Genomic DNA, 25675 nt, shown 5'->3' on the forward strand with positions numbered 1-25675 from the left:
CGAGCGGGAAGCGCCGGATTGCTGAGGCACCCCGGCCGATGAGGGTCATTGGCGGCTGACCGTGCGGGTCACGCCTGCGACGATCGTCGTCGCCAGGATCCATCCGGTGATGATCAGGGCGTACGACAGCCACTGGTGCCAGCCGGCAGGGGCGAACGCCGACTCCTGGCCGAAGTTGATGATCGGCAGGAGCAGGTCGAGGGTGTAGAAGACGGGGTTGAAGTCGGGGGCCTCGTCCACCTTGACGGGGCGTGGATGGTCCAGGCCGTACGCGATCGATCCGATGGCCATGAGGGACAGCAGCCAGACCGCCGCGCGCAACGGGCGGAAGCCGTAGCCGACGGTGGCGTCCTGGACGTATCCCCACAGCCGTCCGTACCAGATGAGCGTGGTGCGTCGGCGGCGCTGCTTGGCGAATTGGACGAGCCGGGCCGCGTCATCGTCACCGACGTGGCGGTAGGCGGCCATCAACTGTTCGTAGCCGTGCGGGTCGTACGGCTCACCGTCCCGTTCCAGCATCGGAAGTCGGCGTTCGGCGGGCTCGTGCGGGGCGAGGACGGTGTACCTGAGATTGCTGAGAAACACCTGGTCCGGCAGCATCTCCGGTTCCAGCGTCAGGATCTCTATCTGAGAACGCCGTAGGTTCAGGGCGCCCTCGATGCGGTCGCCCCTGCGCAGCCAGAGTTCACCGATGACGCAACTGCTCGCCCGCAGTGCCGTGTCACCGGGATGCGACAGGTGGGCGTGGAGCAGGTCGAGACGGCCCGAGATGCGGGAGCCGCGGAGCTCGACCCGGCCCTGCGCGCGTAGACACCGCGCCCGTACATGGCCTGCCACGTTGAGGTTCTGCGCGTCCAGCGCGGTGCCGTCGGGGGTGGTGAACTCGGCGTCCTGCAGGTTGATCCGCCCGGCGACGGCGGCGCCGGTGAGCCGCACCTGTCCGTGCGCGCGCATCTCCGGCGCCCACAAGTCGTCCCCGATCGTGGCCTGGTTGAGCTGCAGGACAGGTTCGGCGTCGTCCGGCGCGGTGAATTCCGCCCGCTCCATGAACAGCGCCCCGGTGATCTGCACCCCACCGAGCCGCACCGGCCCCCGCATACGGCAGCCCGTCATCCGCAGGACGCCCTCGACCCGCAAGGCCGCCGAGGTCAGGCCCGGCAGCACGGACCTGCTCAGATTGAGCTGCCGCAGCTGGGCTCCGTACAGGTCGGGAACGCCGTCGAAGTGGCAGTGGCTCAGCCGGACGGCGGCGTCGATCGTGGCGTACTTCAGGTCCAGTATGCCGGTGATCCGCGCCCCCTTGATCTTGAGCGCGGGTATCTCCCCGTCCTCCCGCGGAGCCTTGAGCAGCAGCGCCCGCAGCACGCTGGCCCGTACGGTCCGCTCGGCGCCCCAGGTGTCGCCGAGGGCCGGATCCTCGTTCTCGTCGGCACGGAAGTCGACGGACTCGCCGCGCGGAAAGGCCCGCCAGATACGTTCCTCGGGCGGCGTCAGATCGTTGGTCTGGCTCACGCCGGGACTCTGACGTGCGGTGTTCGGGCTGTCAACTGCCCTACGGGGGCCGGTATCGGCGCCCGGCCGCCGGGCCGGACGCCGATACCGCTCACCTCAGGCCGCCGAAGTCACCGCTCGGCCGAGGTGCCGGGCGAAGAACCGGACCGCGCTGTCGGCCTCGAACCTGGGCAGTTCCTTGTGCTTGCCCGGGTTGACGTGCAGCGTCTTCTCCGTCGAGGCGAAGGCGTCGAACAGTGCCAGACCTGACGCGCGCGGGATGTGCTCGTCGTCCCACTGCATGGCGAACTCGATCGGGACGGTGATCTGCTTCGCCGTCCCGGCCAGGGCATCGGGCCAGTGGAGGCCGAAGACCGCGGCGGTGATCCTGGGATCGGCCGCCACGAACGGCACCCCTATCGCGGTGCCCATGTTGAGACCGAAATAACCGACCGGTCCTTCGGCCCCGATTTCCGGAAGGTCCTGGAGGGCGTCCAGGGTCGCCTGCCACTCGGGCACGGCACGCTCCGCCAGGTGGGCGTTGTAGCGGATGACAATGGGGCCTTCCGGCTCGCCCGCCGCCCGCGTCGCCAGCATCGCGGCGATCTCTTGCTCGTCGTGCGCGGTGCGCGGCCGGTCGCCGTGACCGGGCGCGTCGATGCAGGCGACGTGGAAGCCGCAGCGGGTCACGAGGAGGTGTGCGCGACCCGTCATCGCCGGCCATTTCTTGTGCGTGCCGCCGCCGTGGCCCAGCAGTACCAGGGGCGCGCGCTCGGCGCCGGATGCGGGCGACCAGAGCACGCCGGGGATCTCGCCGATGGTGAAGTCGCGTTCGACGACGCCGTTCGACGTCTTTTCTACGGTGAACTGTAGTGAATTCATGAGGTGTTGCCTTTCGGGAGTGCCTTGTTGTGGGGGCACTCCCGGCGACACCTACGTCAATCGCCCGACCGTGACGGAGAGGGGGAGCACCCACGTCGATACAGCGTTCATGGGTCTCACCTCCTCGGGCGGTGTCACGGTCTGCCGCACGCTACCCACCGAACTCGCGCCGCCCAACCCGTTTTCCGAGCGGGCCGCTGCGAGGCGGCGCGCGTCAGGCCGTGTGCCAGGGGACGAATGCGTTGTTCAGGCCTGCGAGGGCGGTGCGCAGTTCCGGGTGGTGGCGCAGCAGGACGGTGACCATGGAGTTGTCGTCGATCCAGGCCATACCTGCCTTGGAGTACACCTCGGGGGTGTAGTACTCGGTGAAGAAGCGGTCGCTGTTCAGCCGGCGGGAGGCCATCAGGATGAAGATGCGGAATGCCGTGTCGCTGAAGGCGAATCCCTTGGGGAGCTTCTCCGCATACATGCCGACCGTCAGGTCGACCTTTTCGATGTCGTCCCCGTAGACCTGCTTGATCTCCCTTGCCCACTCCGGGTTGTCCGTCAGCTCCTCGAAGCTTTCCGCGGGCTTCAACCGCAGCAGCCGGCGGAATTCGTTGTAGCGGGGGACGCCCAGTTCCCGGCTGCGCAGGATGTCGGTGGCGGCCAGGTCCTGCAGATGCCCGTCGGGACGCTCGTATTCCTGCAGGAACTTCGGGAAGTTGTGCAGGGTCACCAGACCGGGGTGGAGCGTTCCGAAGCTGTAGAGGAGATCGGCCATGGGCACGGTTTCGAGGACCTTCAGCGCCTCCGGGCCGGCGATCTCCCGGAAGGTCCGCTCGCCCAGGGTGGCGTCGTCCGTGGCGGAGCGCAGGTGCCAGTCGTCCCGGACCAGGGGGTGCATCCGGTAGACGGCCACGAACTCCTCGGTGAGCGCGTACGGGACGCCGAAGTGGTCGGTGCGGCCGCCGGGGATGCCGCTGATGACCTCGCTGTCGCTGATCCGGCCGAAGAGGTCGTGAACGCGCTCGTCGGCGAGGCCCCACCAGTTCGCCCGCAGCGCCTTGACGGTGGTGGGGTGGCTGATCACGGCAGGCGTCCACTCCACGGTGTGGATCTTGGCGAGCAGCGCGGCGTTGACGAGCCGCGCACGCTGGAACAGCTCCTCATCCCCCCACGACGGATAGGTGGCGTGCAGATGGTCGCAGATCGCGTTGTGCTCGTGGGCGAAGAGGTTCTGCATCATGGCGAGGCCCAGCCAGAAGCCCGGAACGAGCGACGGGTCGGTGGCCGGGTCCAGGGACGAGGGGGACTTCCCGTTGTTCCAGAGGTGCAGCTTGCCCAACTCGCCGGTGCGCAGCCGGTGTTGTTCGTCCGGGCTGGAGCCGTAGATCTGCGATGCGTCCCACCAGTGGGAGGAGACGTTGACGCGGGTGTCGGGTGTCCCGGCGGGGGCGTGGGGGTCGCGGGTCGGGTCGTCCGGTGTCCGCATGATCCGCATCGGGCGCTCCGGCCAGGGGTCGTCGTCCACGAGCGGAACTTCCCAGGGGCGTTCCGTCGGGCTCGTACCGTGGCTGAACCAGTCGCGGATCATGAACTGGAGCCAAGCGGTGACCAGGGAGTTGACCGAGTCGGCGGGGGTCATTTCGTGGCGGGTGAGGAGTGCCAGGCTGACCTCTCGCGGGTTCGGCCGGGAGAGGACGGACTCGGCCGTGGCCGGCGCGATGCGGTCCAGCGGGATGTTGCGGCCGAAGCGGCTGCCGGCCATGCCCATGCGCGGCTCGCCGAGGTCGTTGTGGCTGCCGTCGGCGGTTCGGTTGACCCGGTGGCTCGGTGACGGTGGTGCGGGGTCGGGGCGCTGGACGGACGGCAGTGCGGTGGTGTCGTGCAGGTTCTTCTGGCGGAGCTTGACGCGCAGCCCGAAAAGGGTCAACAGGCCCGGGAGGACGGGCAGTTTGTCCCAGCCGATGCGTCGGTCGACGGCGGTGGAGATGCCGGTGACGACCCGCCACGGGAGGGAGGTTCGGTATCCGGCGGACGGTCGCCGGGAGGTGGTGCGTCGTTGCATACCCATCGCAGTGCTCCTTGCTCGGTACTGGTCAGGAGGCCTGCCCCTTGGTCACTTCCGCTCGCTCTTCCCGGCGCACCCGCCGGTGGCGGCCAGGACCGTGTTGGTGGCCGAGATGAGCGTGGTCAGGACGGCGGTGCGCGCAGGCACCTGGCCGCGGATGCCGAGCATCGCGGCGGTCAGCGTGTCGCTGCCGTGGATGAGGACCCCCTCGCGCAGGTCCTCGCGCAGCCGGTCGCCGTCGTGGGTCAGCAGAGCGAGCCCGAGCAGGACCGTGCGGATCCCGAAGAGCCGGAAGGCGTAGACGGCCGCGGGGCTGGGCTCGTGGTCCGGGTCGAGGCGCAGGATGAGCACGGACGGCGTGAGCAGGCCGGTGATTCCGTTGAAGAGCCGGATCCCGGCCAGTGCATAGACCGAGGCCGGGCGGTGGGCCGGTCGCTTTGCCAGGGTGCATCTCTTGGCCATGGGGATCTCCCTGCGGGACGCCGTGGCTTGGGGGACGCCGTGGCTTCGGCGACTGCCGGGCACGAGAGCCGGCAGCGGAGCCGCACTCAGCATCCGGACCTACACCTCGATGCGACAGTGATCTGCACATCGATGTGCCGTTGGTGCCAGCGTATGGGGGCGGTCATATGCGCGCACCTCGGAGGCCGGGCACCCCCAAGGCCAGGCACGCCCAAGGCGGGCAAGGAAGTTGATTACGGATTGAACGACATCAGGCTTCGCCGTCGTCCTCCGTGGACGGCGGCATGAGCGGAGCGGTGCTGGCCCGGGGAATGAGGTGGGTGGGCAGGACGATGTGGCGTTCCCGGTCGGCGTCGGGGGTCTCGATGAGCGAGCAGGCCAGCTCGCCGGCGGCGCGGCCGATGTCCGTGGGTGACTGGGCGATCGTGGTCAGCCCCACCCAGTGGGCGATGTCGTGGTCGTCGAAGCCGAGCACGGACAGCCGCTCGGGGACGTCGAAGCCGCTCGTGCGCAGGGTCGACAGGACGGCGACGGCGAGCTCGTCCTGCTCGACGAAGAGTGCGGTCGGCGGTTGCTGCAGGCTGAGCAGCCGGCCGACCGCCTCGACGACGGTGCGGTCCTGGCCCAGCACGGCGCCGACCACCAGCTCGTCGTCCGGCGGGATGCCCGCCTCGGTGAGTGCCTGCCGGTAGCCGGTCAGCCGTTCGTTGGAGCTGAAGGTGAAACCGCTGACGCCGATCGCCCGCAGGAAGCCGATCCGGCGGTGTCCGAGGTTGAGCAGGTGCCGGGTGCCGCCGAGCGCCCCGGCCACATCGTCGACGTACACGCTCGCCCGGCCCTCGGCGTGCTGGCTGACGTATATGACCGGCATCTGCAGGTCGTCCAGGCGGGCGCTCTCCTCCTCGGTGAGGTCGAAGGAGAACACCAGCAGTGCGTCGGCGTTCCGCCGCGCGGGCAGGCGCTCGAAGAAGTCGGCCCGGGCGGCCATGTCGGGCACGTAGTAGACCACCAGCTCCAGGCCCGCCGCGCGCAGCACCGGTCCGAGACCTTCGAGCGCCGAGCCGACGAACCAGGACTTGAGTATCGGCACGAGCACCGCCACCACGCCGGTCTTGCCGGTGACCAGGCTGGCCGCCTGCCGCGAGATGGCGAAGTTCAGCTCCCGGGCCGCGCGCTCGACCCGCTCGCGCACCTCGGCCGAGACCGAGGCGTGGCCGCGCAGGGTGCGCGAGACGGTGGAGGCGGAGACGCCGGCGCGCTCGGCGACGTCGGCCATCGTGGGGTGCCGTTGAGCTGGTGACATGCACGGAAGGTAGCACGGTGAGCACGAGTTCCCGGGCATTCATGACAGCGCTGTCACAAGCCCGGCAGGCGATCGATATCAGGTGGTTTTCCCTTATAGAAGCTGCACGGTACAGCCGGATGACCTGCGGATTACCAGGGCGTAACGCATTGACTTCCCCTGAGTGCCCTCTTAGCTTGAAAGCGCTGTCTCGGCGGTGTCACCGGTATCTGCCTGGAGCGATCCTCCACCCTCTTGACCTGCCAGCTCATCCACTTGATGACGGAGACAGCGCAATCAGTAACGCTCTGCACGCCCCTGTCCATGCCATCCGGCGGCCGCTGCCGGGAAGGGTTGAGCCTCCGCATGACCACAGTGAGTTTTGAAAAGGTCACCCGGTGCTATCCGGGTGCCGACCGGCCCGCGGTCGACGCACTCCATCTGGACATCGCCGACGGCGAGTTCCTGGTCCTGGTCGGCCCTTCCGGGTGCGGCAAGTCCACCAGCCTGCGGATGCTGGCCGGTCTCGAGGACGTGGACGACGGCGTGATCCGGATCGGTGACCGGGACGTGACCCACCTGCCGCCCAAGGACCGGGACATCGCCATGGTGTTCCAGAACTACGCGCTCTACCCGCACATGAGCGTCGCCGACAACATGGGCTTCGCCCTGAAGGTCGCCGGTACGCCGAAGGACGAGATCCGCCGCCGGGTGCAGGAAGCGGCCAGGATCCTGGACCTGGAGGCGTACCTGCACCGCAGGCCGAAGGCGCTCTCCGGCGGGCAGCGGCAGCGGGTCGCGATGGGCCGCGCCATCGTGCGGGAACCGCAGGTCTTCCTGATGGACGAGCCGCTGTCCAACCTGGACGCCAAACTGCGCACCCAGACCCGCACCCAGATCGCCGCGCTCCAGCGCCGGTTGGGCACCACCACCGTCTACGTCACGCACGACCAGATCGAGGCGATGACGATGGGCGACCGCGTCGCCGTGCTCAAGGACGGTGTGCTCCAGCAGTGCGCCGCCCCGCGCTTCCTCTACGACGAGCCGGCCAATGTGTTCGTGGCCTCGTTCATCGGGTCGCCGGCCATGAACCTCCAGGAGGCGCGGGTGGCCGACGACGGTGTCCAACTCGGCGGCGCCCGGGTGCCGTTGCCCCGCCGGGTGCTCACCGCGGTGGCGGCCGAGGGGGCCGACCGCGTCGTGGTCGGCTTCCGGCCCGAGGTGCTGGAGACCGTCGCGCCGGACGAGCCGGGCCTGGGCATGGCGGTGTCGATGGTGGAGGAGCTCGGCTCGGAGGCGTACGCCTACGGAACCCTCCAGGGTGACCACGACGGCGGCAGCGGCACCGGCAGTCTCGCCGCCGGACCCGGGGCCGGCGTCGTCGCCCGGGTCGACCCGCGGACCCCGCCCCGGAAGGGCGAACGGATCACCCTGCGGCTCCGGGCCGACGGTACGTACTTCTTCTCGGCCACGACCGGCGAGCGGCTTCCCAGCGAGTGACCGGCCACCGCTCCGGTTCGCACCCCCAGGAGAGACAGTGAAGAGCAGAACCACCAGAGCGCTGCAGGGCGCGGGCGCGGCCTTCGCAGGGCTCGCCGCCCTCGCCGCCTGCGGCACCAACGGATCCGCCACGGCCGGCGGCCGGCCCACCTTCGAGGGGCGCGGCCCCATCACCTACGTCGCCGGCAAGGACGCCTCCGGGTCCGTCCAGGCGGTGATCGACCGCTGGAACAAGCGGCACCCCAAGGAGAAGGTCACCTTCGTCCAGCTGCCCACGGACCCCGACGCGCAGCGCCAGCAGATGATCCAGAACGCCCAGACGAAGTCCGATGCCTATACGGTACTGGCGCTCGACGCCGTGTGGACCTCGGAGTTCGCCGCGCACCGCTGGGTCGACCGGCTGCCCGAAGAGCAGTTCCCGCTGCGGCAGATGCTCAAGCCGATCGTCGAGACCGGCAAGTACCGCGGCGGTCTGTACGCCCTGCCGTACAGTTCCGACGGCGGCATGCTCTACTACCGCACCGACCTGCTCAAGAAGGCCGGGATCGCCCGGCCGCCGGCCACCTGGGCACAGATGAAGGCGGACTGCGCCAAGGTGAAGCGACTGCCCGAGGCGCGGGGAATGTCCTGTTACGCCGGGCAGTTCCAGAAGTACGAGGGCCTGACGGTCAACTTCGCCGAGGCCGTGAACTCCGCCGGCGGTGTCGTCACCGACGCCAAGGGCAACCCGCACGTGGACACCCCGCAGGCGAAGCGGGGCCTGGACTTCCTGGTCGACTCCTTCAAGGACGGCACAATCCCGAAGGACGCCGTCACCTACCAGGAGGAGGACGGCCGCCGCGCCTTCCAGGCCGGGAAGCTGGTCTTCCTGCGCAACTGGCCCTACGCCTACCCCCTGATGGCCCAGAAGGACGGCTCCAGCAAGGTCGCCGACCACTTCCGGGCCGCACCGCTGCCCGGTCTGAACGGCCCCGGCGCCTCCAGCCTGGGCGGCCACAACCTGGCCCTGTCGGCCTCGGCGGAGAACAAGGCGACCGCGATCGACTTCATGAAGTTCTTCGCCGGCCAGGACGTCCAGCGGTTCACGCTGTCCCGCGCACCGGGCGCACCGACCTACGAGGCGCTGTACGAGGACCCGAAGCTGGTCAAGCAGTATCCGTACCTCCCCACCCTCAAGCAGTCGATCCTGCACGCCGTGCCGCGGCCCTGGGTCTTCCGGTACGGCGATGTCACGGCGGCGATCCAGCAGCAGGCGTACGCGGCCCTGACCGGCAGCACGAGCAGCCGGCAGGCCCTGAAGGACCTTCAGCAGACCCTTCGGCAGCAGGCTGCGGGAGAGTGAGGAGCACACCATGGTGACAACGCAGAACCCGGCCGCGCCACCCGCGCTGTCCCTACCGGCCAGGCGGCCGCAGCGCCGGGCCCGGGCCACCTCCGGTACCGGCCGGCTCGCCGCCCTGCTGGTCTCCCCCACCCTGCTGGTGCTGGCGGTCGTGGTCCTCTACCCGACGATCGTGGCGCTGAAGGACTCACTCTTCGGCACGCCCGGCCTCAACCCGAAGACCGGCTTCGTCAACGAGACCGATCCGTTCGTCGGGCTGGAGAACTACGGCGCGATCTTCGGCGCGGCCGGCGCACGATTCTGGAACGCCTTCTGGAACACCACGTTCCTGACCGGCACCACGGTCGCGCTGGAGACGGTCATCGGCATCGCGATGGCGCTGATCATGCACCGTGCGTTCCAGGGGCGGGCTCTGGTACGGGCCAGCATCCTGGTGCCGTGGGCCATCCCCACCGCGGTGAGCGGTCTGCTCTGGCGCTGGATCTTCAACAGCAACGGCGTGGCCAACGCCCTCACCGGGCAGCACATCCTGTGGACCACCGAGGGGTTCCACGCCAAGCTCGCGGTCATCATCGCGGATGTGTGGAAGACCGCACCGTTCATCGGCCTGCTCGTCCTGGCGGGGCTGCAGGTGATCGACAAGGAGGTCTACGAGGCCGCCAGGATCGACGGGGCGGGTGCACTGCGCCAGTTCTGGAACATCACCCTGCCGCTGGTGAAGCCCGCACTGCTGGTGGCCGTGCTGTTCCGTACCCTGGACGCGCTGCGGATGTTCGACCTGCCGTACATCCTCATCGGCGCGCAGAAGACCTCCGTGGAGACGCTGTCCATGCTCGCCCAGGACCAGGCGGCGAACGTGCGCTTCGGTCCCGCCGCGGCCTACGCGGTGATCCTCTTCGTCTATGTCTTCCTGATCGCGCTGGCCTTCGTCCGGCTGCTGGGCGCCGACGTCGTGGGCGATGACGGCCCGGCCCCGCTGCGCCGCCGGTGGCTCTCGCGCCGACGCACGGAGGTGGCGGCATGAACACCCTCTCCCCGAAACTGCGCAAGGGGCTGCTGTACGCGGGGGTCGCCGCGGTCGTCGCCTACTGCCTGGCACCGTTCTACTGGATGCTGGTCTCCAGCCTGCGGCGGACCGCCGACATCTTCTCCAACTCGCCCTTCCCGACCCGCCTTTCGTTCGAGAACTACCTCGCGGTCCTCGACCCGTCCGAGTCCTTCACCCGGGCGCTGCTCAACAGCGTCGTGGTGGCCGGCATCACCACCGCCGTGGCGCTGGTCCTGGCCACCTTCACCGCCTACGCGATGGCGCGGCTGGAGTTCCGGTTCAAGCGGCTGGTGCTCACCCTGATCATCGCCACCTCCATGTTCCCGGTGGTGTCGATCGTGGTCCCGCTGCTGAAGATGTTCGTCGACTTCGGCTGGATCAACAGCTACCAGGCGATGATCGTGCCCAGCATGTCCTTCACGCTGCCGCTCGCGGTGTGGAACCTGACCGCCTTCTTCCGGCAGATGCCGCAGGAGCTGGAGCACGCCGCGATGGTCGACGGCTGCACCCGCGGCCAGGCGTTCCGCAGGATCATCGTCCCGCTCGCCGCGCCGGGCATGTTCACCACCGCGATCATCACCTTCATCGCCGCCTGGAACGAATTCCTCATCGCGCTGTCGATGACGAACAAGCCGGAGATGCAGACGGCTCCCGTGGCCATCTCCAAGTTCTCCGGTGCGAGCCAGTTCGAGACCCCGTTCGGCAGCCAGATGGCGGCGGGCGTACTGGTCACCATCCCGCTCGTGATCATGGTGCTGGTCTTCCAGCGCCGGATCGTCGCCGGCCTCACCGCCGGTGCGGCGAAGTAGTCCCACCCACCGCACACCGATGCCCCAAGAGCCCCGAGGAGCACTCAGCAGCATGCCCAGCAACCCCGCACCGTGGTGGCGCAGCGCCGTCATCTACCAGGTCTACGTCCGCAGCTTCGCCGACGGGAACGGTGACGGAGTCGGTGACATCGCCGGCATCCGCTCCCGGCTGCCCTACCTGAAGTCGCTCGGGATCGACGCCATCTGGATCAACCCGTGGTACAAGTCGCCGATGGCCGACCACGGCTACGACGTGGCGGACTACCGCGCGATCGACCCGCTCTTCGGCACCCTGGCCGACGCCGAGGCGCTGATCGAGGAGGCCCACCGGCACGGCATCCGCGTCATCCCCGACATCGTGCCGAACCACACCTCCGACCAGCACGCCTGGTTCCAAGCAGCGCTGACCGCGGGGCCCGGCAGCCCGGAGCGGGAGCGTTACCACTTCCGTGACGGCCGCGGGCCCGACGGGTCCGAGCCGCCCAACAACTGGCGTTCCGTCTTCGGCGGCCCGGCCTGGACCCGGCTTCCCGACGGCCAGTGGTACCTGCACCTCTTCGCCCCCGAGCAGCCGGACCTCAACTGGCAACACCCCGACGTCCGGGCCGAGTTCGAGGACGTCCTGCGGTTCTGGTTCCGCCGCGGCGTCGACGGCTTCCGCATCGACGTGGCACACGGCCTGGTCAAGGACCCGGAACTGCCCGACCTGCCGACCCGCGACGCGGCGGACGCGCCGGCACCCGGGGAAGAAACGGACCACCCGTACTGGAACCGCGACGAGGTGCACGCGATCTACCAGGCCTGGCGCCGGGTGGCGGACGAGTTCCCCGGCGACCGGTCGTTCGTCGCCGAGGCATGGGCCGACACCCCCGAGCGGCTCGCCGCCTACGTGCGGCCGGACGCACTGCACACCGCCTTCAACTTCGACTTCCTGATGACCAGTTGGGACGCCGCCGACCTGCGCGAGGTCATCGACCGCTCGCTGGACACGCTCGGCTCGGTGGGCGCACCCGCCACCTGGGTGCTCTCCAACCACGACGTGGTGCGCCACCCCAGCCGCTTCGGCCGTACGGTGGCGAAGAAGTGGGTCGCCAACGCGCCCTACCGGCCCGAAGGCCCCCTCGACCTCGAACTCGGCGTCCGGCGGGCCCGCGCGGCCGCCCTGCTGATGCTCTCCCTGCCGGGCGGTGCCTACGTCTACCAGGGCGAGGAGCTGGGACTCGCGGAGGTCGAGGACCTTCCCGAGGAGGTACTGCAGGACCCCATCTGGGAACGCTCCGGCCACACCGACCCGGGCCGCGACGGCTGCCGGGTACCGATCCCGTGGTCCGGTCAGAGCTCCCCGTACGGCTTCAGCCCCGAGGACGCCACCGGCCGGCCCTGGCTGCCGCAGCCCGCGCACTGGAAGGACCTCAGTGTCGCGGCCCAGACCGGCGACCCGGCCTCCATCCTGGAGCTCTACCGACGCGCCCTGCACCTGCGCCGGGACCACCCCGCCCTCGGCGAGGGCGAGCTGACCTGGCTCGACGCCCCGGCCGGGGTCCTCGCCCACCACCGCGAACCGGGCTTCGCCTGCATCGTCAACCTCTCCGCGGAGCCGTACGAACTGCCCGCGCACAAGTCGATACTGCTGACGAGCGGCGGCCCGCTCGACAACGGATGCCTGGGCCCGGACCAGGCGGTGTGGCTGGCGATGTAGCGGCCTGACGCCACATCGACCCTTCGGCGGCACCCGCCCACCGGGCAGGTGCCGCTTCGCCTTGGAAAGCGGCGGTCCACTCGTCCTTCGGAAGGACGCGCGGTTCGCCCGCCCGGTGGAGCGGGTGGCTCCAGGGCAGGAAGCGGGCGGTGTGGGTGCCGGGCCAGCATCGGGTTATGAGAGTTGACGCAAGCGCCCGCATTGCCGTGGCCCGCCCCATACTGCTCCGGCCGGCCCGGCCGGCACCCGCCGGGATCCGCGTCCGGGTCGCGGTGTGGCTGACGGTGGCCGGCTCGCTGGTGTACGTGGGGCAGAAGGCGTACATGGCGGCGCGCGGGGAGGTCGGAATGCCCGGCCATCCCGCACCCGCCGAGGTGCAGGCGCAGTTCGCGCACCCGGGGCTGGCCCAGGCGGGCAACGCTTCGCTCGGTCTGCTTGCGGTGGTGGTGGCATGGGCGACCATCGCGCGCTGGGGAGCACGCATCCCCCGCTGGGCGCTGCTGTGCGCCCTGGCACCGGCCGCGGTGCTGCAGTCGCTGGGAGCGGTGATCATCGTCCAGCGCACGGACTTCGACGTGGCGCACCTTGGCTGGGGCCCGGTGTACGAGGCGGTCATGGGCAGCGTCGGGATCGTGGCGTGGGTCGTGGTGGCGGTGTCGTATTTCCGGCGCAGCCGTCCGCACCCCGGCGTCGCGGCAGCGGCGCGCCCGTGACCGATCGCCGTCCTCGGACCGATCGCCGTGACCCGACGGTGGTCGCCGCTCCCCTCGCCTTCTGGTGCGCCTTCGCCTACGGTGCGATGAAGCTCGCCTGGGCACTGGGCGGTACGTTGTTGATGCGGCAGACCCCGCTGCCGGCGGGCGCCCGGGACGACTTGTTGCACGCCGCTCCGGGAGCGGTCGCCGGGAGCTGGGCATCCGTCGCGCTGGCGCTGGTCGGCATGGCGGCCGCGCTTCATCTGTCCGGTCGCTTCGGGCCGCACGGCAGGTTCCGCCGCGGCATGCTGCTCGCCGGTTCCTGGGCAGGGTGCGTGTTCATGGTGGCGCGTGCGCTCGGCCTCCTGGGCTACGGATTCGCCGGTGATGTGCGGGTGCTGGCCGGTTGGGCTTCCGTTCCGCCCGCGCACGCCGACCTTGCGCACTTCCAAGCACGGTGGGACCTGTTGCTGTGGTCGCCGTACTGGCTGCTCTTCGGCACGTGCTGGGGCCTGGCGGCCCGGCGCTATCGGAGGCTGCGCGGTGGTGGGGGCCCTCCGTCGCGGTAGGCGGCGAGCGCGATCCGGGCGAACGACCGGATCAGGGGATTGGTGTCGCCCGCGTTCCAAGCCACCACCACGCGGCTCGGTGGCATATCGCTCAGCGGCACCACGGTAAGCCCCCGCACCGGCTCGTGGCCCAGGAGCGTGATGCCGACCGTGGCGTTCCAGAGAACGGCTTGCCGGCATTCCTGGACCGCGCGCACCACCGGACCGTCACGAGGTTCCCCGCCGTTCCAGTACGACTGCCAGAGGGGGTCGGTGCCCTCCGGGAACCGGAACCAGCGACGGTCGGCGAGGTCGGCCAGCTTGAGGCTGTCGTGGCGGGCCAGCGGATCGTCGGTGCGCAGCAAGGCTCCCACCGGGTCGGCACGCAGCTCGTGGACGCTCAGGCCGGTCCCATTGAACGGCCCGCGGGTCAGCGCGACATCGACCGCTCCGGCGTGCAACCCGCACGTGGGGTCGGTCAGGTCCGTGTCGCGGATGCGCACCTCGACGCGCGGGTGCTGCCGGTGGTAGGCGCGGGCCAGCCGGGTTGCGCCCGGGTCGCTGCTGCCACCCAGGATGCCGACGGTGAGGGTGGCGTTGCCGGCCGCCGCAGCCACGCGCAGGCGCACCCGGTCGGCCTGGTCGAGCAGGGCGCGTGCCTCATCGAGCAGTACCGCTCCCACCGGGGTGAGCGTGACACCGGCGGACGACCGGTCGAACAGCGGGGCGCCGGCTTCGGTTTCCAACTGCTTGATCGCCCGGCTCAGGGGCGGCTGGCTCATGTGCAGCCGGGCGGCGGCCCGGCCGAAGTGGAGTTCCTCGGCGACAGCCACGAAGTAGCGCAGCGTGCGTAGCTCCATGGCGCGACGATACCCGTACGGTATCGAGCTCACCGAAGGGGTCTTGGACAGTCGCCGTGCCCCGGCTGTGAGATCGAAGCATGACTGACGACATGAGACTTGAAACGAAGTCCGGCGAGCGGATCGCCGAACCCGCCGTATCGGTGGTCGGGCCGGGCGACGGGGAGACGATCTTCCTGGGCACCACGCGTCTGCGCGTCCTCGAAGACGGCAGCAACACCGGTCACCGTCTCGGGATGGCCGAGTCCGTCCTCGCGCCGCACACGCCCGGACCTCCGCAGCACCGGCACGCCCAGCACGACGAGGGCTTCTACGTCATCTCCGGCACGGTGCGGTTCACGGTCGGGGGCAAGGACATCGACGCGGCCGCGGGCACGCTCGTGATGGTCCCGCCCGGAGCCCCGCACACGTTCGCCAACGTCACCGACCAACCGGCCGTCATGCTCAGCACTTTCACACCGGACCTCTATGTGCAGTACTTCCGGGACCTGCAGGACATGCTTGCGGGCGGCCAGGCACTGTCCCCCCAGGCCAACATTCAGGCGATGAGCCGCTATGCCACCGAGCCCGCGACGGACTTCGGCTGACGGTGCTCATGTGGCGCGCCGGGCGCGTCAGTTCCGCGGCAGGTCGCGAACCCTTGTGCTTGTTTCTGTTCTATACAACACTCTCAACACACAGAAACGCGCACTCCTGAACATGTTCGAGTCTTGGGCGACGACCGGTCGAGTCGAGGAGAGCAGACATGACGCAGTTCAGCCGACGTAGGTTTCTGAGCTCAGCCATGGTGGGGGCCGCGTCCCTGGGGGTCGCCCTGGGCGGCAGCCGTACGACCCTCGCGCAGGCCGAAAGCCCCCGGGGACTGACCATCCGCGGGAACGAATTCCTGCTGGACGGCAAGCCGTTCCGGATCCTTTCAGGTGCCTTCCACTACTTCAGGACGCATCCCAAGGACTGGCGCGACCGGTTGCTCCGCATGCGGGCCATGGGCCTCAACACGGTGGAGACCTATGTCGCCTGGAACTTCCACCAACCGTCCGAGAAGAAGGCCGACTTCACCGGGTGGCGCGATGTCGCCGCGTTCGTCCGTACTGCGGACGAAGTGGGGCTGAAGGTGATCGTGCGACCGGGACCGTACATCTGCGCGGAATGGGATTTCGGTGGGCTGCCCGCCTGGCTCCTCAAGAACAAGGACGCGCCGCTGCGCCGTTCCGACCCCGCATACGAGCGAGCGGTCGACACCTGGTTCGCCGAACTGCTTCCCCGGTTCGTCGATCTGCAGGCCACGCGCGGCGGGCCGATCATCGCCATGCAGGTCGAGAACGAGTACGGCAGCTACGGCGACGACCACGCCCACCTGGAACACCTGCGGGACACCATGCGGGCGCAGGGCATCGACAGCCTGTTGTTCTGCTCCAACGGAGCCACCCGGCAAGCGCTGGAGGCGGGCAGCCTCCCCGATCTCCTCTCCACCGTCAACTTCGCCGGTGACCCCACCGGCCCCTTCGCGGAACTCCGCAGATTCCAGCCGGACAAGCCCCTTTTCTGCACGGAGTTCTGGGACGGCTGGTTCGACCACTGGGGGGAGCGGCACCACACCTCCGACCCCGCGCGGACCGCCGCCGACGTGGAAAAGATCCTTGCAGCAGGAGCGTCGATCAATTTCTATATGGCGGTGGGCGGCACGAACTTCGGCTGGTACGCGGGTGCCAATCTGAGCGGCAGTGCTTACCAACCCACCGTCACCAGCTACGACTACGACGCCCCGATCAGCGAATCCGGCGAACTCACGGAGAAGTTCCACGCGGTGCGTGACGTACTCGCCAAATACACCACCCTGCCGAACACGCCCCTGCCCGCCACGCCACGCCGGATGCCGGCCCAGCGGGTCTCCGTACGCGAGTCGGTGCCGCTGATGGACGTCGTCGACGCGCTGAGCAGCACTCCGGTGCGGCGCACCACCCCCGTCCATATGGAGGCCCTCGGGCAGCCGCACGGTCTGATCCACTACCGCACGCGGGTGCGCGGGCCGCGGGGGACCCGGCACCTGCGGATCACGGGGCTGGGCGACCGTGCGCTGGTCTTCGGCGACGGCAAGCGGATCGGCACCTTCGACCGCAACCAGCCGCTCCACACCGTCGACTTCACCGTGCCCGGCGCCTCCAGCACCCTCGATCTCCTGGTGGACCCCACCGGGCGGGTCAATTTCGGCCAGGGCCTCAACGACCCCAAGGGAATCAGCGGCAGGGTCTTCCTCGACGACGACGAACTGCACGACTGGGAGATCCGCCGGCTCCCCCTCGACAACCTTTCGGCTCTGAAATTCCGCAACGAAGACACCCCGACCGGCCCCGCCTTCCACCGGACCCGGATCCACGTCGCCACCCCCGCGGACGGCTTCCTCGCCTTCCCCGGCTGGGACAAGGGCATGGTCTGGCTCAACGGATTCCCGCTCGGCCGCTACTGGTCCCTCGGACCGCAGGTCACCCTGTACGCGCCCGGCCACCTGTGGCGGAAGGGCCGCAACGAGCTCGTCGTGCTGGAAATGGAACGCCGTGGGGACCGGATCGAAGTACGGTCCGAGCCCGACATCGGTTAGGGAGCCGCCCTCTCGTTCCTCCCCCCCCATGCGTAACTGCAAGTAAGTGATCAGTTTCACTCAGTATGGGGCGCTACGCACAGTCCACACCGATCTCCCAACTGTCATGATCCCTACCGATGCGGAATGCAGTGGTTTCCGCACGGACCGAAATGACGGCAGGGACAGGGGTGTTGGCGTGAGATTGGTGTGGTCGCGGCGGCGGGTTGCACGGAGGCGATGGGGGGCCGGGGCGGTCGGGGCGGCCGCCCTGCTGTTGGGTCAGCTCCTCGGCGGGCTTCCCGTCGCGGCGCAGGCCACGGCTTTGCCGGGGTCGGCGTTTCCGCTCGTCCTCGATGTGGACCTGACGCCGAATCCGGTGTGCCAAGGACCTGTGCGCGGCCGGGTGGAGGTCTACGACCCGGCCGCGGCGAAGGCCGGAGCCACCGTGGAGTGGCGGGTACGCGCCGGCGAGGAGCAACTGGCGGGCGGACACCTCGACATGAACTCCCATGTCGGCACGGCCGAGTTCAGCATCCCCTTCGGCCGGGTGCCCGCGACCGAGACCGTCCTCCAGGTCGACGCCCGGATCGCCGGCGCGCCCGACGGCCAGGCACCCGGCCGCTACGGAAAGGTCTGGCGGGACACGCTACGCCGCGGGTGCCACCCGGTTCGGGTGGCGTCCGTCGGTGACTCGGTGGTCTGGGGCCAAGGCCTGGACCACGACCAGAAGTTCCCTTATCTGACCGGCCAGTTGCTCGGCCGCGCGACCGGCCGGGGCTTTCAGCTCAACGACTATGCGATCTCCGGCGCGGTGCTCGACGCGCCCGATCTGCCCGCAGGCAACAAGGACGCGGACTGTCTGCGCACGACCGAGAAGCAGGACCCGGACGGCGACGGGGAAATGGAGTTCGGCGAGGTCACCCAACAAATGCCGGACGTCTTCTGCCAGTTGGAAAAGGCGGGAGCACAGGCACGGTCGGGCGGCTACGGTCTCGACCTGGTCGTGATCAACGGGTGCATCAATGACCTCGATCCGTTCTTCGGCATCGGCGTCGGCATCACTCCCGGCTCGGAAAGCGTGCCCGAGGCAGTGAAGCGGGAGTGCTCCGGCATCGGCGCGGCAGCGGAGAACCCGGCCAAGGACGTGCCCTACTTCAGCGGCGCGAAGGTCGGATACGGCGGACGCGGGATGCGGGCGGCCATCGAGAAGGCCCATTCCCTGCCGGGCCGGCCGAAGGTCATCGTGGCCGACTTCTACTACGCGCTGAGTCGCAGCAGTTCCCCGATCCCGGTGAAGACCTGTTCGGTCCCGGGAGTGGCCGGGGCCCGGCTGGCCTCCTGCAAGGCCGCCCTGGGCAGGGTGGCCGAGCGCTATGAGCAGTACACACAACTGGCCAATGCCGCCTACCACCAGGCGGCGGCCGCCGCCAACAAGGCGTCCGCCGACGGCCCGTACGCGGTGGCGGCCGATGGGCTGTTCACCGTGGACAACGCCCTTCTCACCCCGGACTCCAAGGTCTGGAACACTCCGGTGACCGACCCGGCGTTCCCGCTGCGCACCCGGGCCTGCCCCGAGCTGAGCGCGACTCCTCTGCAGTGCCTGAGCGCGGCCGTCGGCCACCCCGACATCGAGGGCGCCCGGCAGTACGCCGATGCCTTCCTCCTCAATCCCCACGTTCGCGAGTGGTTCCGCCTCCCCGCACAGGGGCCCCGGACCGCCCGGCTGAGCCTCCCGGCACACGCCCCCGTCGGCACCGAGGTGCGCATGTCGGCAACCGTGCACGGAAACCCGCCCGCCGCCGGCTACCGCTACCACTGGTACTTCGGCGACGGCACCCAGCAGGAGACCGGCGAACCGACCGTCACCCATGCCTACGACCGCACGGGGCCCTGGCTGCCACGCCTCGTGATGACCGGCCGGGACGGAGGAAAGTCGCTGGTCGAGGCCGCGCGGGCCCTCACCGCTGACTAGGCCGCCTGCCTTCCTGCGGCTTCCCTGCTTGGGGGTGGTACCAGTACCACCCCCAAGACGGATGCTGGGGGGATCGAGCGATCGTGTGCCCGGCGGAAGGATCGGTCCCGGTAGATGAAGGAACACATCCGGGAGGGTTCGATGGCAGGGTCGCGGGTTTCGGGGAGCGCGCCGCGTACGCGGTGGTGGGGCGCGTCCGCACTGGCGGGCGTGGCCGCAGCGGTGGTGGCCGCGACGGTGCTGCCGGCGGGCGGGGCGCAGGCCACCGGGGCAGGGATGCGGGTGCCCGCCCGGTACGCGCAGCAGCGGCTGGACTGGCAGCCCTGCGAGGGCGCTTCGTCGCTGGAGTGCGCGCGGATGACGGTGCCGCGCGACTGGCACCGGCCGGATGCCGGTGTGGACCTCACCGTGGCGGTCTCCCGGCACCGGGCGAACAACCCCGCCGCGCGGCGCGGGGTGCTGATGATGGCGGCGGGCGGGCCGGGTGCCTCGGGGCTGAACCGGCCGGAGGGTTTCGTCAAGGACGAGCCCGCGGTGGGCGCCGCGTACGACGTGGTCAGTTTCGACCAGCGCGGCGTCGGTCGCAGCACCCGCCCGGTGTGCCAGACCGACGCGGAGTTCCGGGAGTTCTTCGCGCACGACTTCCGGGACCGCTCCCACGCCGCCGTCCAGGGCGTGCTGGCGCGGTCGCGCAAGCTGGCGCAGGACTGCCAGGCACGCAGCGGCGGGTTGCTGCCGTACCTGACCACCGAGCAGACGGCCCGTGACATGGACCTGTACCGCTCGCTGCTCGGCGCACGGAAGATCTCCTACTACGGGCCCTCCTACGCCACGATGATCGGCGCCTACTACGCGACGCTGTTCCCGCGGCGCATCGAGCGGACCGTGCTGGACAGCAACGTCGGCTGGGCGGGTTCCTGGGAGGAGTTCGAGACGGGCCAGCCGAAGAGCTTCCAGCGCCGGTTCGAGCAGGACTTCCTGCCCTGGCTGGCGAAGTACGACACCGTCCGCCACTACGGGCGGACGGCCCAGCAGGCCAAGGCCCGGTGGGAGGCGCGCCGGCGGGCGCTGGCGGAGCACCCGGTGACCGTCGGCCAGGTCGTCATCGGCCCGAACCAGCTGGACAACGGCACGATCCAAGCGATCTACAACGCCAAGGAGGGCTTCCCCGTACTGGCATCGGCGCTCGCCGCGCTCGACCACGGGGACGGCGCGGGGGCCCCGGAGCGACAGCTCATGGAAAAGGTCTTCGGCTCGTATCTCAGCCCGGAATTCCTTGCCGAGTACTTCTCGGTCACCTGCAACGACACCGCCTGGAACCGCGATATCGACTACTGGGTCCGGCGGAGCGCGAAGGACACGAAGACCCAACCGCTCGTCGGGGCACGGGATTTGGCCTTCTCGTCCGTGTGCGCGTACTGGCCCACGGCGACCGCGCCGAAGGTGAAGGTGACCGGGGCCGGACTGCCGACGACCCTGATGCTCAACTCGGTGCACGACCCCGCGACCTACTACGAGGCCGCCGTCCGGGACCACCGGGCCCTGCGCGGCTCCCGCCTGGTCACCGTCACCGGCGGCGGTGACCACGGTCAGTACCGCAACGGCAACGCGTGCGTGGACGACATCGTCACCACCTACCTGCTGACCGGCAAGGCACCGAAGCACGACACGACCTGCGCGGCCGGCCCACTCCCGGTCCCCGCCGGACCGGCCGCGAAGACCGGACTGTCGCCGGAACGGCGGTCATCCTGAGCATCCAACGGGCGTGAGCCGGGGACCAGGGGCGGCGGCCCTTGCCCACCCCGATGCGGCGGTCCGCGTTCCGCTCGTGCGGCTGACGCGACGCAGCTGGGGCAAGCTGCGTTTACCATGTTCCGGTCAAATGATCAGAGCGGGGGAACGGGGGAGTGCAGATGGCTTTTCGCCTTTTGGCAGCCGATGCACCGTCACAGCCGTTCGGTGCTCGTCTCGAAGCCACCACTGCAAAGGAATTCATGCATTTCCATCGAATGCTTGCCACGGCCGGCACTGTCCTTGCCCTGGCATCGGTTTCCGCTTGTAGCAGCCTGCCCTCCGGTGGGTCGCCGCAGGGGGCCGGGGAACTTCTCAGAACGGCGCTCCATTGCGAGAAGGTCGACATCGCCACGCCCCCGGAGGTGGCGAAGGTCGAGGCCATGGGCATGAAGGGCATCAACGGCGGCGGCGAGTGCGACGACCCGGCGGTCGGCGGCGGTGACGCCGACTTCCTGACCATCGAGGACATGGCGGCGTTCCAGACCGCCGTCAAGGGGGACAAGTCCGAGCAGGACGACCTGATGATCGGGGACGACTTCGCCGTCGACCCGGGCAGCGACGACCAACGGCGGAAGCTGCTCGATGCCGGGCTGCTGTTCCTCAACTGCTCCCCCGGCTTCCACGCGCCCGAGGGCAAGACCACCGACGACGGTGAGGTGGACGGCTGCGTGACCACCGACTACTCGGACGATCTGGACTGACGCGACCGAACGGCCGACGGATCCACGCGGCCCGTGGCTGCGTGGATCCGTCGCATGCGCAGGTCGTGGCGGGGGTGTGATGCCCTGGTTGGCCGGCCCGATCGGGAAGGAACCAGCGGTGCCGCGCCCTCTCCTACCGGTCCCTCACTGCGGGTCCTCGGCCGCGTCGGCGTCGGCCGCGTCCGCTGCCTTCTCGGCCTCTTGGACCTTCTTCGCCATCTCCTCTTCCTCGGTGGACGAACCGGACGGCGGGCCGGCGGTCGGGCCTGAGGTCGGTGCGTGGGAGGCCGAGGACGCGCCGCTTGCCCCGGAGCCTCCCGGAGCTGCCGACCGGCCGGAGTCCTGCGAACAGCCCGTTACCGCCAGGAGCGGTACCGCGAGCGCCGCGGTCAGCAGCAACGCGGCACGCCGGGAGCGTTGCCTCACGAGGCGGTGCCCTTCTTGTCACCGTCCTTCGTCGCGCACCAGGCCGCGACGGCCTTGAGGTCGGTGCGCTCGCGGGTGAGCGTGGGCTTGAGCTCCTTGCGGTGGGTGAGCCGGTCCTGGAGGAACGTGGCGACCGCGTCGCGGTGCTTGGCGCGGGCGTTCTTCACCCGCTGTTCCAGGCGCGCGATCGAACCGCGGGTGTGGGCATCGCCGTTGAGCCGGTCCAGTGCCTTGTCGATGCGCTTCTCCAGCTTGGGCACTCGGTGGCAGATGCCCTTGCCGTGGCCGTTGCCCTTGCCGTTGTGCGGGGCGGTTGCCGAGGGCTCGGCGGACGACGGGCTGCCGGAGTCCGCCGCGTTCGCCGACACCGCCCCGCTCAGCAGGCAACCGGTGAGCGCGAGGGTGGACAGGGCTCCTGCCGCGACGATCTTGGGACGCTGCATGGTGGTGCTCCCTTCAGGAAGAAAATGGGTGAGCAGAACGTAGGGGCGTTTTTTGTGGGGACCTTGTGAGCCGCTACGGGGTGCGTTCGCCGTCCGCACGGGGACGTTGCGGGCACAGGGAATCCACAAGGATCGTCCTTATGGTCGGGGGCAGTTGAGCATCGGCGACGGCGTCCGTAGATGTCGGCGACGGTGTGCGTGAGTGTCGGCGACGGTCAGGTGCACCGTGCCTCGAAGCTGGGAGAGAGACAGTGGACCACGGTGGTTTCCTCGCGTCGGACGAGCCCTCCTCTGCGGAGGCCACGGTCCTCACCGCAGCTGGACCACGTGACGTGCGGCTGCCCCTGAGCGGTTGGCTGCTGCGCGTCGGGCGGGGGTCCGAGGGGCGGCCGGCGCTGGAGGTGCACAGCGGGGCCGGGCTGATCGATGTGTCCGTCGTGAGCACGCTCTGTGTCTCCCCGCTCCGGGGTGGCCGGTACGGCGGCCGGGCGGGCACGCACTGGACCCTGGCATGGGGGCAGCTGCCACCCGGCGCCGACGTCGTCGAGGCGTGCTTCGGGGGTTGGCGGCGCAGCCGGTGCGTCCAGGCGCTCACGGTGGCGGACGCCTTCTGGGTCGCGGAGGTCGGCGGCCGGTTCCGTTCAGTGAGGTGCTCCGCGGGGGCGGGCCGGGCCACCACGCGGGTGGTCAGGGAGTCCCGGCCCCGTACGAGGTGACGGGGCCGGTCAGGCCCTGGTCGGCAGCTCGTGCGGGCCCTCCCCCGGGACCTCGCTCAACCAGGCGCGGTGCAGCGGCAGTTCGAGGGTGCGGGTGTCGGCCGCCGGGTCGCCGGGCCGGGGCAGGTGGACCTCGAAGCGGACGCCGGTTCCCGTCGGCCGGTCCAGGATCCGTACCGTGCCGCGGTGCAGGGCGATCTGCTGGGCCACCAGGGTCAGGCCCAGGCCGGACCCGGGGCTGCCGGCGCGGCGGTGGAACCGTTGGAAGACCTGCTGACGCTCCTCGGGTGCGATGCCCGGACCGTCGTCGTCCACGGTGAGCACGGCCACCGGGTCCGCCGGCCGGCCGCCCGGCCGGAGCGCCACCTCGATCCGCGCCGGCAGTCCCGCCCGGCTCCCGTGCACCACCGCGTTGCGGAGCAGGTTGTCGACCGCCATCCGCAGCCCCGGCTCCCAGGCGCTCAGCAGCAGCCCGGGCGTGAGCCGGAGGGTCAGCCGGACGCCGGGGTGGTGCCGTTCCACATCGGCCACCGCCGCCGCCACCAGCTCGGAGAGATCCACGACACCGAAGGCGTCGGCCTCCACCAAGTCGCCCTGGGCCAGCGCCCGCAGCGCGATCAGCGTGGCCATCAGCCGCTGCTGTCCGGAGCGCAGGTCGGCCAGGACGTCGGCGCGGTCGACCGGATCGAGGTCGGGGTGGTCGGTGAGGACGTCCAGATTGGTCTGCATGCCCATCAGGGGGGTGCGCAGTTCATGGGAGGCGGTCGCGGAGAAGGCCCGTGCGGTCGCCAGTGCCTCCTGGGTCCGCGCCGCCTGCTCGTCGTACCGGGACAGTACGGTCTGCAGGGTCCGGGCCAGGTCGTCCACCTCGGTGATCCGCGACGGGGTGTGGTCCAGGCGCGCCGTGCTGGTACCGGGGTCGAGCCCGCCGGCCCGGCGCTGCAGGCGGCGCAGCGGGCGGGTGGCACGTTCGGCGATGGCCCAGGAGAGCAACCCGGCCAGGGGGGCGGCGATCAGCGCCACCACCAGGATGCGGTGCTGTACGGCGGTGACCTCGGCGGTCCCGGCCGATCCGCGGGAGAACACCCACAGCGTGCCGCGCGGGCCCTTTCGGGCGTTCGCACCGCCCACCTCGACCGACAGCGCCCGCCAGGCGTGGCCGCGGGCCCGTACGGTCACCGGGTCGGGTGCGGCGACCGGCAACGACGCGGGGGCGGGCGGCTGCGGACCCGCCGCGGCCACCACCCGGTACCCCTGCGGGCCACCGCCCGTGGTCGTGTTCCGACCGGGCACGACCGGATCGACGCCGCTGTTCCCGCCCGTCACCGACCCACCGCCGGCCGCCAGGAGACGCACCCCGACGTCGAGGCCCGCGTCGAGCAGTTGCCGCTCCCGGTTCGCCGCCTTCCGCGGCTGTCCGCTCTCCTCGGTCCGCAGCAGCCCCCTGGCCAGCGGCAGCAGCACCGCGGCGCGTTCGCGCAGATGGGCGTCCTGTTCGGCATGCACGTCGCGGGTGACCAGGCGCAGCAGCAGCGCGCCGGAGCCCAGCACCAGCAGGGGCATGGCGAGGCCCATGACGAGGGCGATCCGGGTGGTGAGCCTCATCGCGCGGGGCCCGTGGCAGATGCGCGCAGCACGAAGCCGACTCCGCGGACCGTGTGGACGAGGCGCGGCCGGCCGCCGGCCTCCGTCTTGCGCCGGAGATAGCTCACGAACGTGTCGACGGCGTCGGTGCGTACCTCGAAGTCGTAGCCCCACACCCGGTCCAGGAGCTGGTCGCGGGTGAGGACGACGCCCGCGTTGCGGGCGAGGACCTCCAGCAGCTCGAACTCCCGCCGGGTGAGCCCCACCGCCACGCCCCCGTACGTCACCTCGCGCGCGGCCGTGTCGAGGACCAGGTCGCCGACCTGCACGAGGTCTCTGCCTGCGGACGGGCGGCGGCGCAGCAGGGCCTGCAGCCGCAGGACCAGTTCCTTGAGTGCGAAGGGTTTGACCAGGTAGTCATCGGCCCCGGCCTGGAGGCCCGCGACCCGGTCCGCCAGCTCGTCCAGTGCGGACAGCATCAGCACCGGCACCTCGTCACCGTCGGCCCGCAGTGTGCGGCACACCTCGATGCCGCTGATCCCCGGCAGGGACACGTCGAGGACGATCACGTCCGGCGGGGTCTTTGCCAGTTGCGCGAGAGCGGTCGGGCCGTCCTCGGCGAGCGCGACGTCGAAGCCGTTCAGCCGCAGGCCGCGCCCCAGGGACCGCAGGATCATCGCGTCGTCGTCGACGACCAGGACTCGGTCGAGGCGCTTGGCCGCGCACATGCAAGGCTCCACTCTCATCTCATCGGGCGCCTCGGCTCATCCGCTCGCCCCGCAGTTGC

At 70.2% G+C, this 25675-nt stretch carries 23 protein-coding genes; 13 read left to right on the forward strand and 10 right to left on the reverse strand.

From position 1 onward, the window contains the following. Positions 1-45: 45 nt before the first annotated feature. The 5 genes from ACGF4C_RS08080 to ACGF4C_RS08100 form a co-directional block, all read right to left on the reverse strand. Positions 46-1512: a membrane-associated oxidoreductase gene (locus ACGF4C_RS08080; protein ID WP_393564253.1), complete on the reverse strand. Its 1467-nt coding sequence runs from the start codon at positions 1510-1512 to the stop codon at positions 46-48. Positions 1513-1608: 96 nt separating this feature from the next. Continuing rightward, positions 1609-2373 (reverse strand): alpha/beta hydrolase family protein, encoded by a 765-nt coding sequence (locus ACGF4C_RS08085; RefSeq protein WP_393564255.1) that lies wholly within the window; start codon positions 2371-2373, stop codon positions 1609-1611. Positions 2374-2587: 214 nt separating this feature from the next. After that, the gene (locus tag ACGF4C_RS08090) at positions 2588-4429 is read right to left on the reverse strand and encodes a peroxidase family protein (protein ID WP_393564257.1); all 1842 of its coding nucleotides are present in this window, start codon (positions 4427-4429) and stop codon (positions 2588-2590) included. Positions 4430-4474: 45 nt separating this feature from the next. Then, complete coding sequence (locus ACGF4C_RS08095; protein WP_393564258.1) at positions 4475-4888, reverse strand: hypothetical protein; 414 nt, start codon at positions 4886-4888, stop codon at positions 4475-4477. A gap of 250 nt (positions 4889-5138) precedes the next feature. Beyond that, a complete protein-coding gene (locus ACGF4C_RS08100) occupies positions 5139-6191 on the reverse strand; it encodes a LacI family DNA-binding transcriptional regulator (RefSeq protein ID WP_393564259.1) in 1053 nt (350 codons plus the stop codon). A 345-nt stretch (positions 6192-6536) separates the two neighbouring features. On the opposite strand from ACGF4C_RS08100, the gene ACGF4C_RS08105 reads away from it, so the two are divergent. The 7 genes from ACGF4C_RS08105 to ACGF4C_RS08135 all read left to right on the forward strand — a co-directional run bounded on the left by ACGF4C_RS08105 (position 6537) and on the right by ACGF4C_RS08135 (position 13832). Continuing rightward, positions 6537-7670 (forward strand): ABC transporter ATP-binding protein, encoded by a 1134-nt coding sequence (locus tag ACGF4C_RS08105; RefSeq protein ID WP_393564261.1) that lies wholly within the window; start codon positions 6537-6539, stop codon positions 7668-7670. A gap of 37 nt (positions 7671-7707) precedes the next feature. Continuing rightward, positions 7708-9012, forward strand: coding sequence for an ABC transporter substrate-binding protein (locus ACGF4C_RS08110; RefSeq protein ID WP_393564263.1), 1305 nt, complete (start codon positions 7708-7710; stop codon positions 9010-9012). Between the two features lie 10 nt (positions 9013-9022). Further along, a complete protein-coding gene (locus ACGF4C_RS08115) occupies positions 9023-10036 on the forward strand; it encodes a carbohydrate ABC transporter permease (protein WP_393564265.1) in 1014 nt (337 codons plus the stop codon). After that, positions 10033-10869 carry a carbohydrate ABC transporter permease gene (locus ACGF4C_RS08120; RefSeq protein ID WP_393564267.1) on the forward strand — a complete coding sequence of 279 codons (837 nt, stop codon included), beginning with the start codon at positions 10033-10035 and terminating at the stop codon, positions 10867-10869. Before ACGF4C_RS08115 ends, ACGF4C_RS08120 begins: the two co-directional genes overlap by 4 nt. 52 nt (positions 10870-10921) lie before the next feature. Then, positions 10922-12568 carry a glycoside hydrolase family 13 protein gene (locus ACGF4C_RS08125; protein WP_393564269.1) on the forward strand — a complete coding sequence of 549 codons (1647 nt, stop codon included), beginning with the start codon at positions 10922-10924 and terminating at the stop codon, positions 12566-12568. 176 nt (positions 12569-12744) lie between these two features. Next, entirely contained in the window at positions 12745-13281 is a 537-nt protein-coding gene (locus ACGF4C_RS08130) for a hypothetical protein (protein WP_393564271.1), read from the forward strand. Between the two features lie 38 nt (positions 13282-13319). Further along, a complete protein-coding gene (locus ACGF4C_RS08135; RefSeq protein WP_393564273.1) occupies positions 13320-13832 on the forward strand; it encodes a DUF3995 domain-containing protein in 513 nt (170 codons plus the stop codon). Here the strand turns inward: ACGF4C_RS08135 and ACGF4C_RS08140 are convergent. After that, positions 13790-14671, reverse strand: a complete 882-nt coding sequence (locus ACGF4C_RS08140; RefSeq protein ID WP_393564276.1) for a LysR family transcriptional regulator — start codon at positions 14669-14671, stop codon at positions 13790-13792. The two genes, ACGF4C_RS08135 and ACGF4C_RS08140, sit on opposite strands and share 43 nt — an antisense overlap. A 92-nt stretch (positions 14672-14763) precedes the next feature. Between ACGF4C_RS08140 and ACGF4C_RS08145 the strand changes: the two genes are divergently transcribed. From ACGF4C_RS08145 to ACGF4C_RS08165, 5 genes are all read left to right on the forward strand, one after another. Beyond that, complete coding sequence (locus ACGF4C_RS08145) at positions 14764-15258, forward strand: cupin domain-containing protein (RefSeq protein ID WP_393564278.1); 495 nt, start codon at positions 14764-14766, stop codon at positions 15256-15258. 158 nt (positions 15259-15416) lie between these two features. Next, on the forward strand, positions 15417-17270 hold the full coding sequence (locus tag ACGF4C_RS08150; RefSeq protein ID WP_393564280.1) for a beta-galactosidase family protein: 1854 nt from the start codon (positions 15417-15419) through the stop codon (positions 17268-17270). Between the two features lie 373 nt (positions 17271-17643). Beyond that, positions 17644-19224: a PKD domain-containing protein gene (locus ACGF4C_RS08155; RefSeq protein ID WP_393564281.1), complete on the forward strand. Its 1581-nt coding sequence runs from the start codon at positions 17644-17646 to the stop codon at positions 19222-19224. A 114-nt stretch (positions 19225-19338) separates the two neighbouring features. After that, positions 19339-20976, forward strand: a complete 1638-nt coding sequence (locus tag ACGF4C_RS08160) for an alpha/beta hydrolase (protein ID WP_393564283.1) — start codon at positions 19339-19341, stop codon at positions 20974-20976. A gap of 404 nt (positions 20977-21380) precedes the next feature. Continuing rightward, positions 21381-21719, forward strand: a complete 339-nt coding sequence (locus ACGF4C_RS08165; protein ID WP_393564285.1) for a hypothetical protein — start codon at positions 21381-21383, stop codon at positions 21717-21719. A 144-nt stretch (positions 21720-21863) separates the two neighbouring features. Here ACGF4C_RS08165 and ACGF4C_RS08170 read toward each other — a convergent pair whose 3' ends face one another. Both ACGF4C_RS08170 and ACGF4C_RS08175 read right to left on the reverse strand, forming a co-directional pair. Further along, positions 21864-22145, reverse strand: a complete 282-nt coding sequence (locus ACGF4C_RS08170; protein WP_393564287.1) for a hypothetical protein — start codon at positions 22143-22145, stop codon at positions 21864-21866. Then, positions 22142-22588, reverse strand: coding sequence for a hypothetical protein (locus ACGF4C_RS08175; RefSeq protein WP_393564289.1), 447 nt, complete (start codon positions 22586-22588; stop codon positions 22142-22144). Before ACGF4C_RS08175 ends, ACGF4C_RS08170 begins: the two co-directional genes overlap by 4 nt. A 332-nt stretch (positions 22589-22920) precedes the next feature. Here ACGF4C_RS08175 and ACGF4C_RS08180 point away from each other — a divergent pair, with 332 nt between their 5' ends. Beyond that, on the forward strand, positions 22921-23304 hold the full coding sequence (locus tag ACGF4C_RS08180) for a hypothetical protein (RefSeq protein ID WP_393564290.1): 384 nt from the start codon (positions 22921-22923) through the stop codon (positions 23302-23304). Positions 23305-23313: 9 nt separating this feature from the next. On the opposite strand, the gene ACGF4C_RS08185 is transcribed toward ACGF4C_RS08180, so the two are convergent. Next, the gene (locus ACGF4C_RS08185) at positions 23314-24909 is read right to left on the reverse strand and encodes a sensor histidine kinase (protein WP_393564292.1); all 1596 of its coding nucleotides are present in this window, start codon (positions 24907-24909) and stop codon (positions 23314-23316) included. Then, on the reverse strand, positions 24906-25616 hold the full coding sequence (locus ACGF4C_RS08190) for a response regulator transcription factor (RefSeq protein ID WP_393564294.1): 711 nt from the start codon (positions 25614-25616) through the stop codon (positions 24906-24908). The genes ACGF4C_RS08185 and ACGF4C_RS08190 overlap by 4 nt, the downstream gene beginning before the upstream one ends. Between the last annotated feature and the right edge of the window lie 59 nt (positions 25617-25675).

Source organism: Streptomyces sp. NPDC048197, assembly GCF_043202395.1.
GTDB lineage: Bacteria > Actinomycetota > Actinomycetes > Streptomycetales > Streptomycetaceae > Streptomyces > Streptomyces siderophoricus.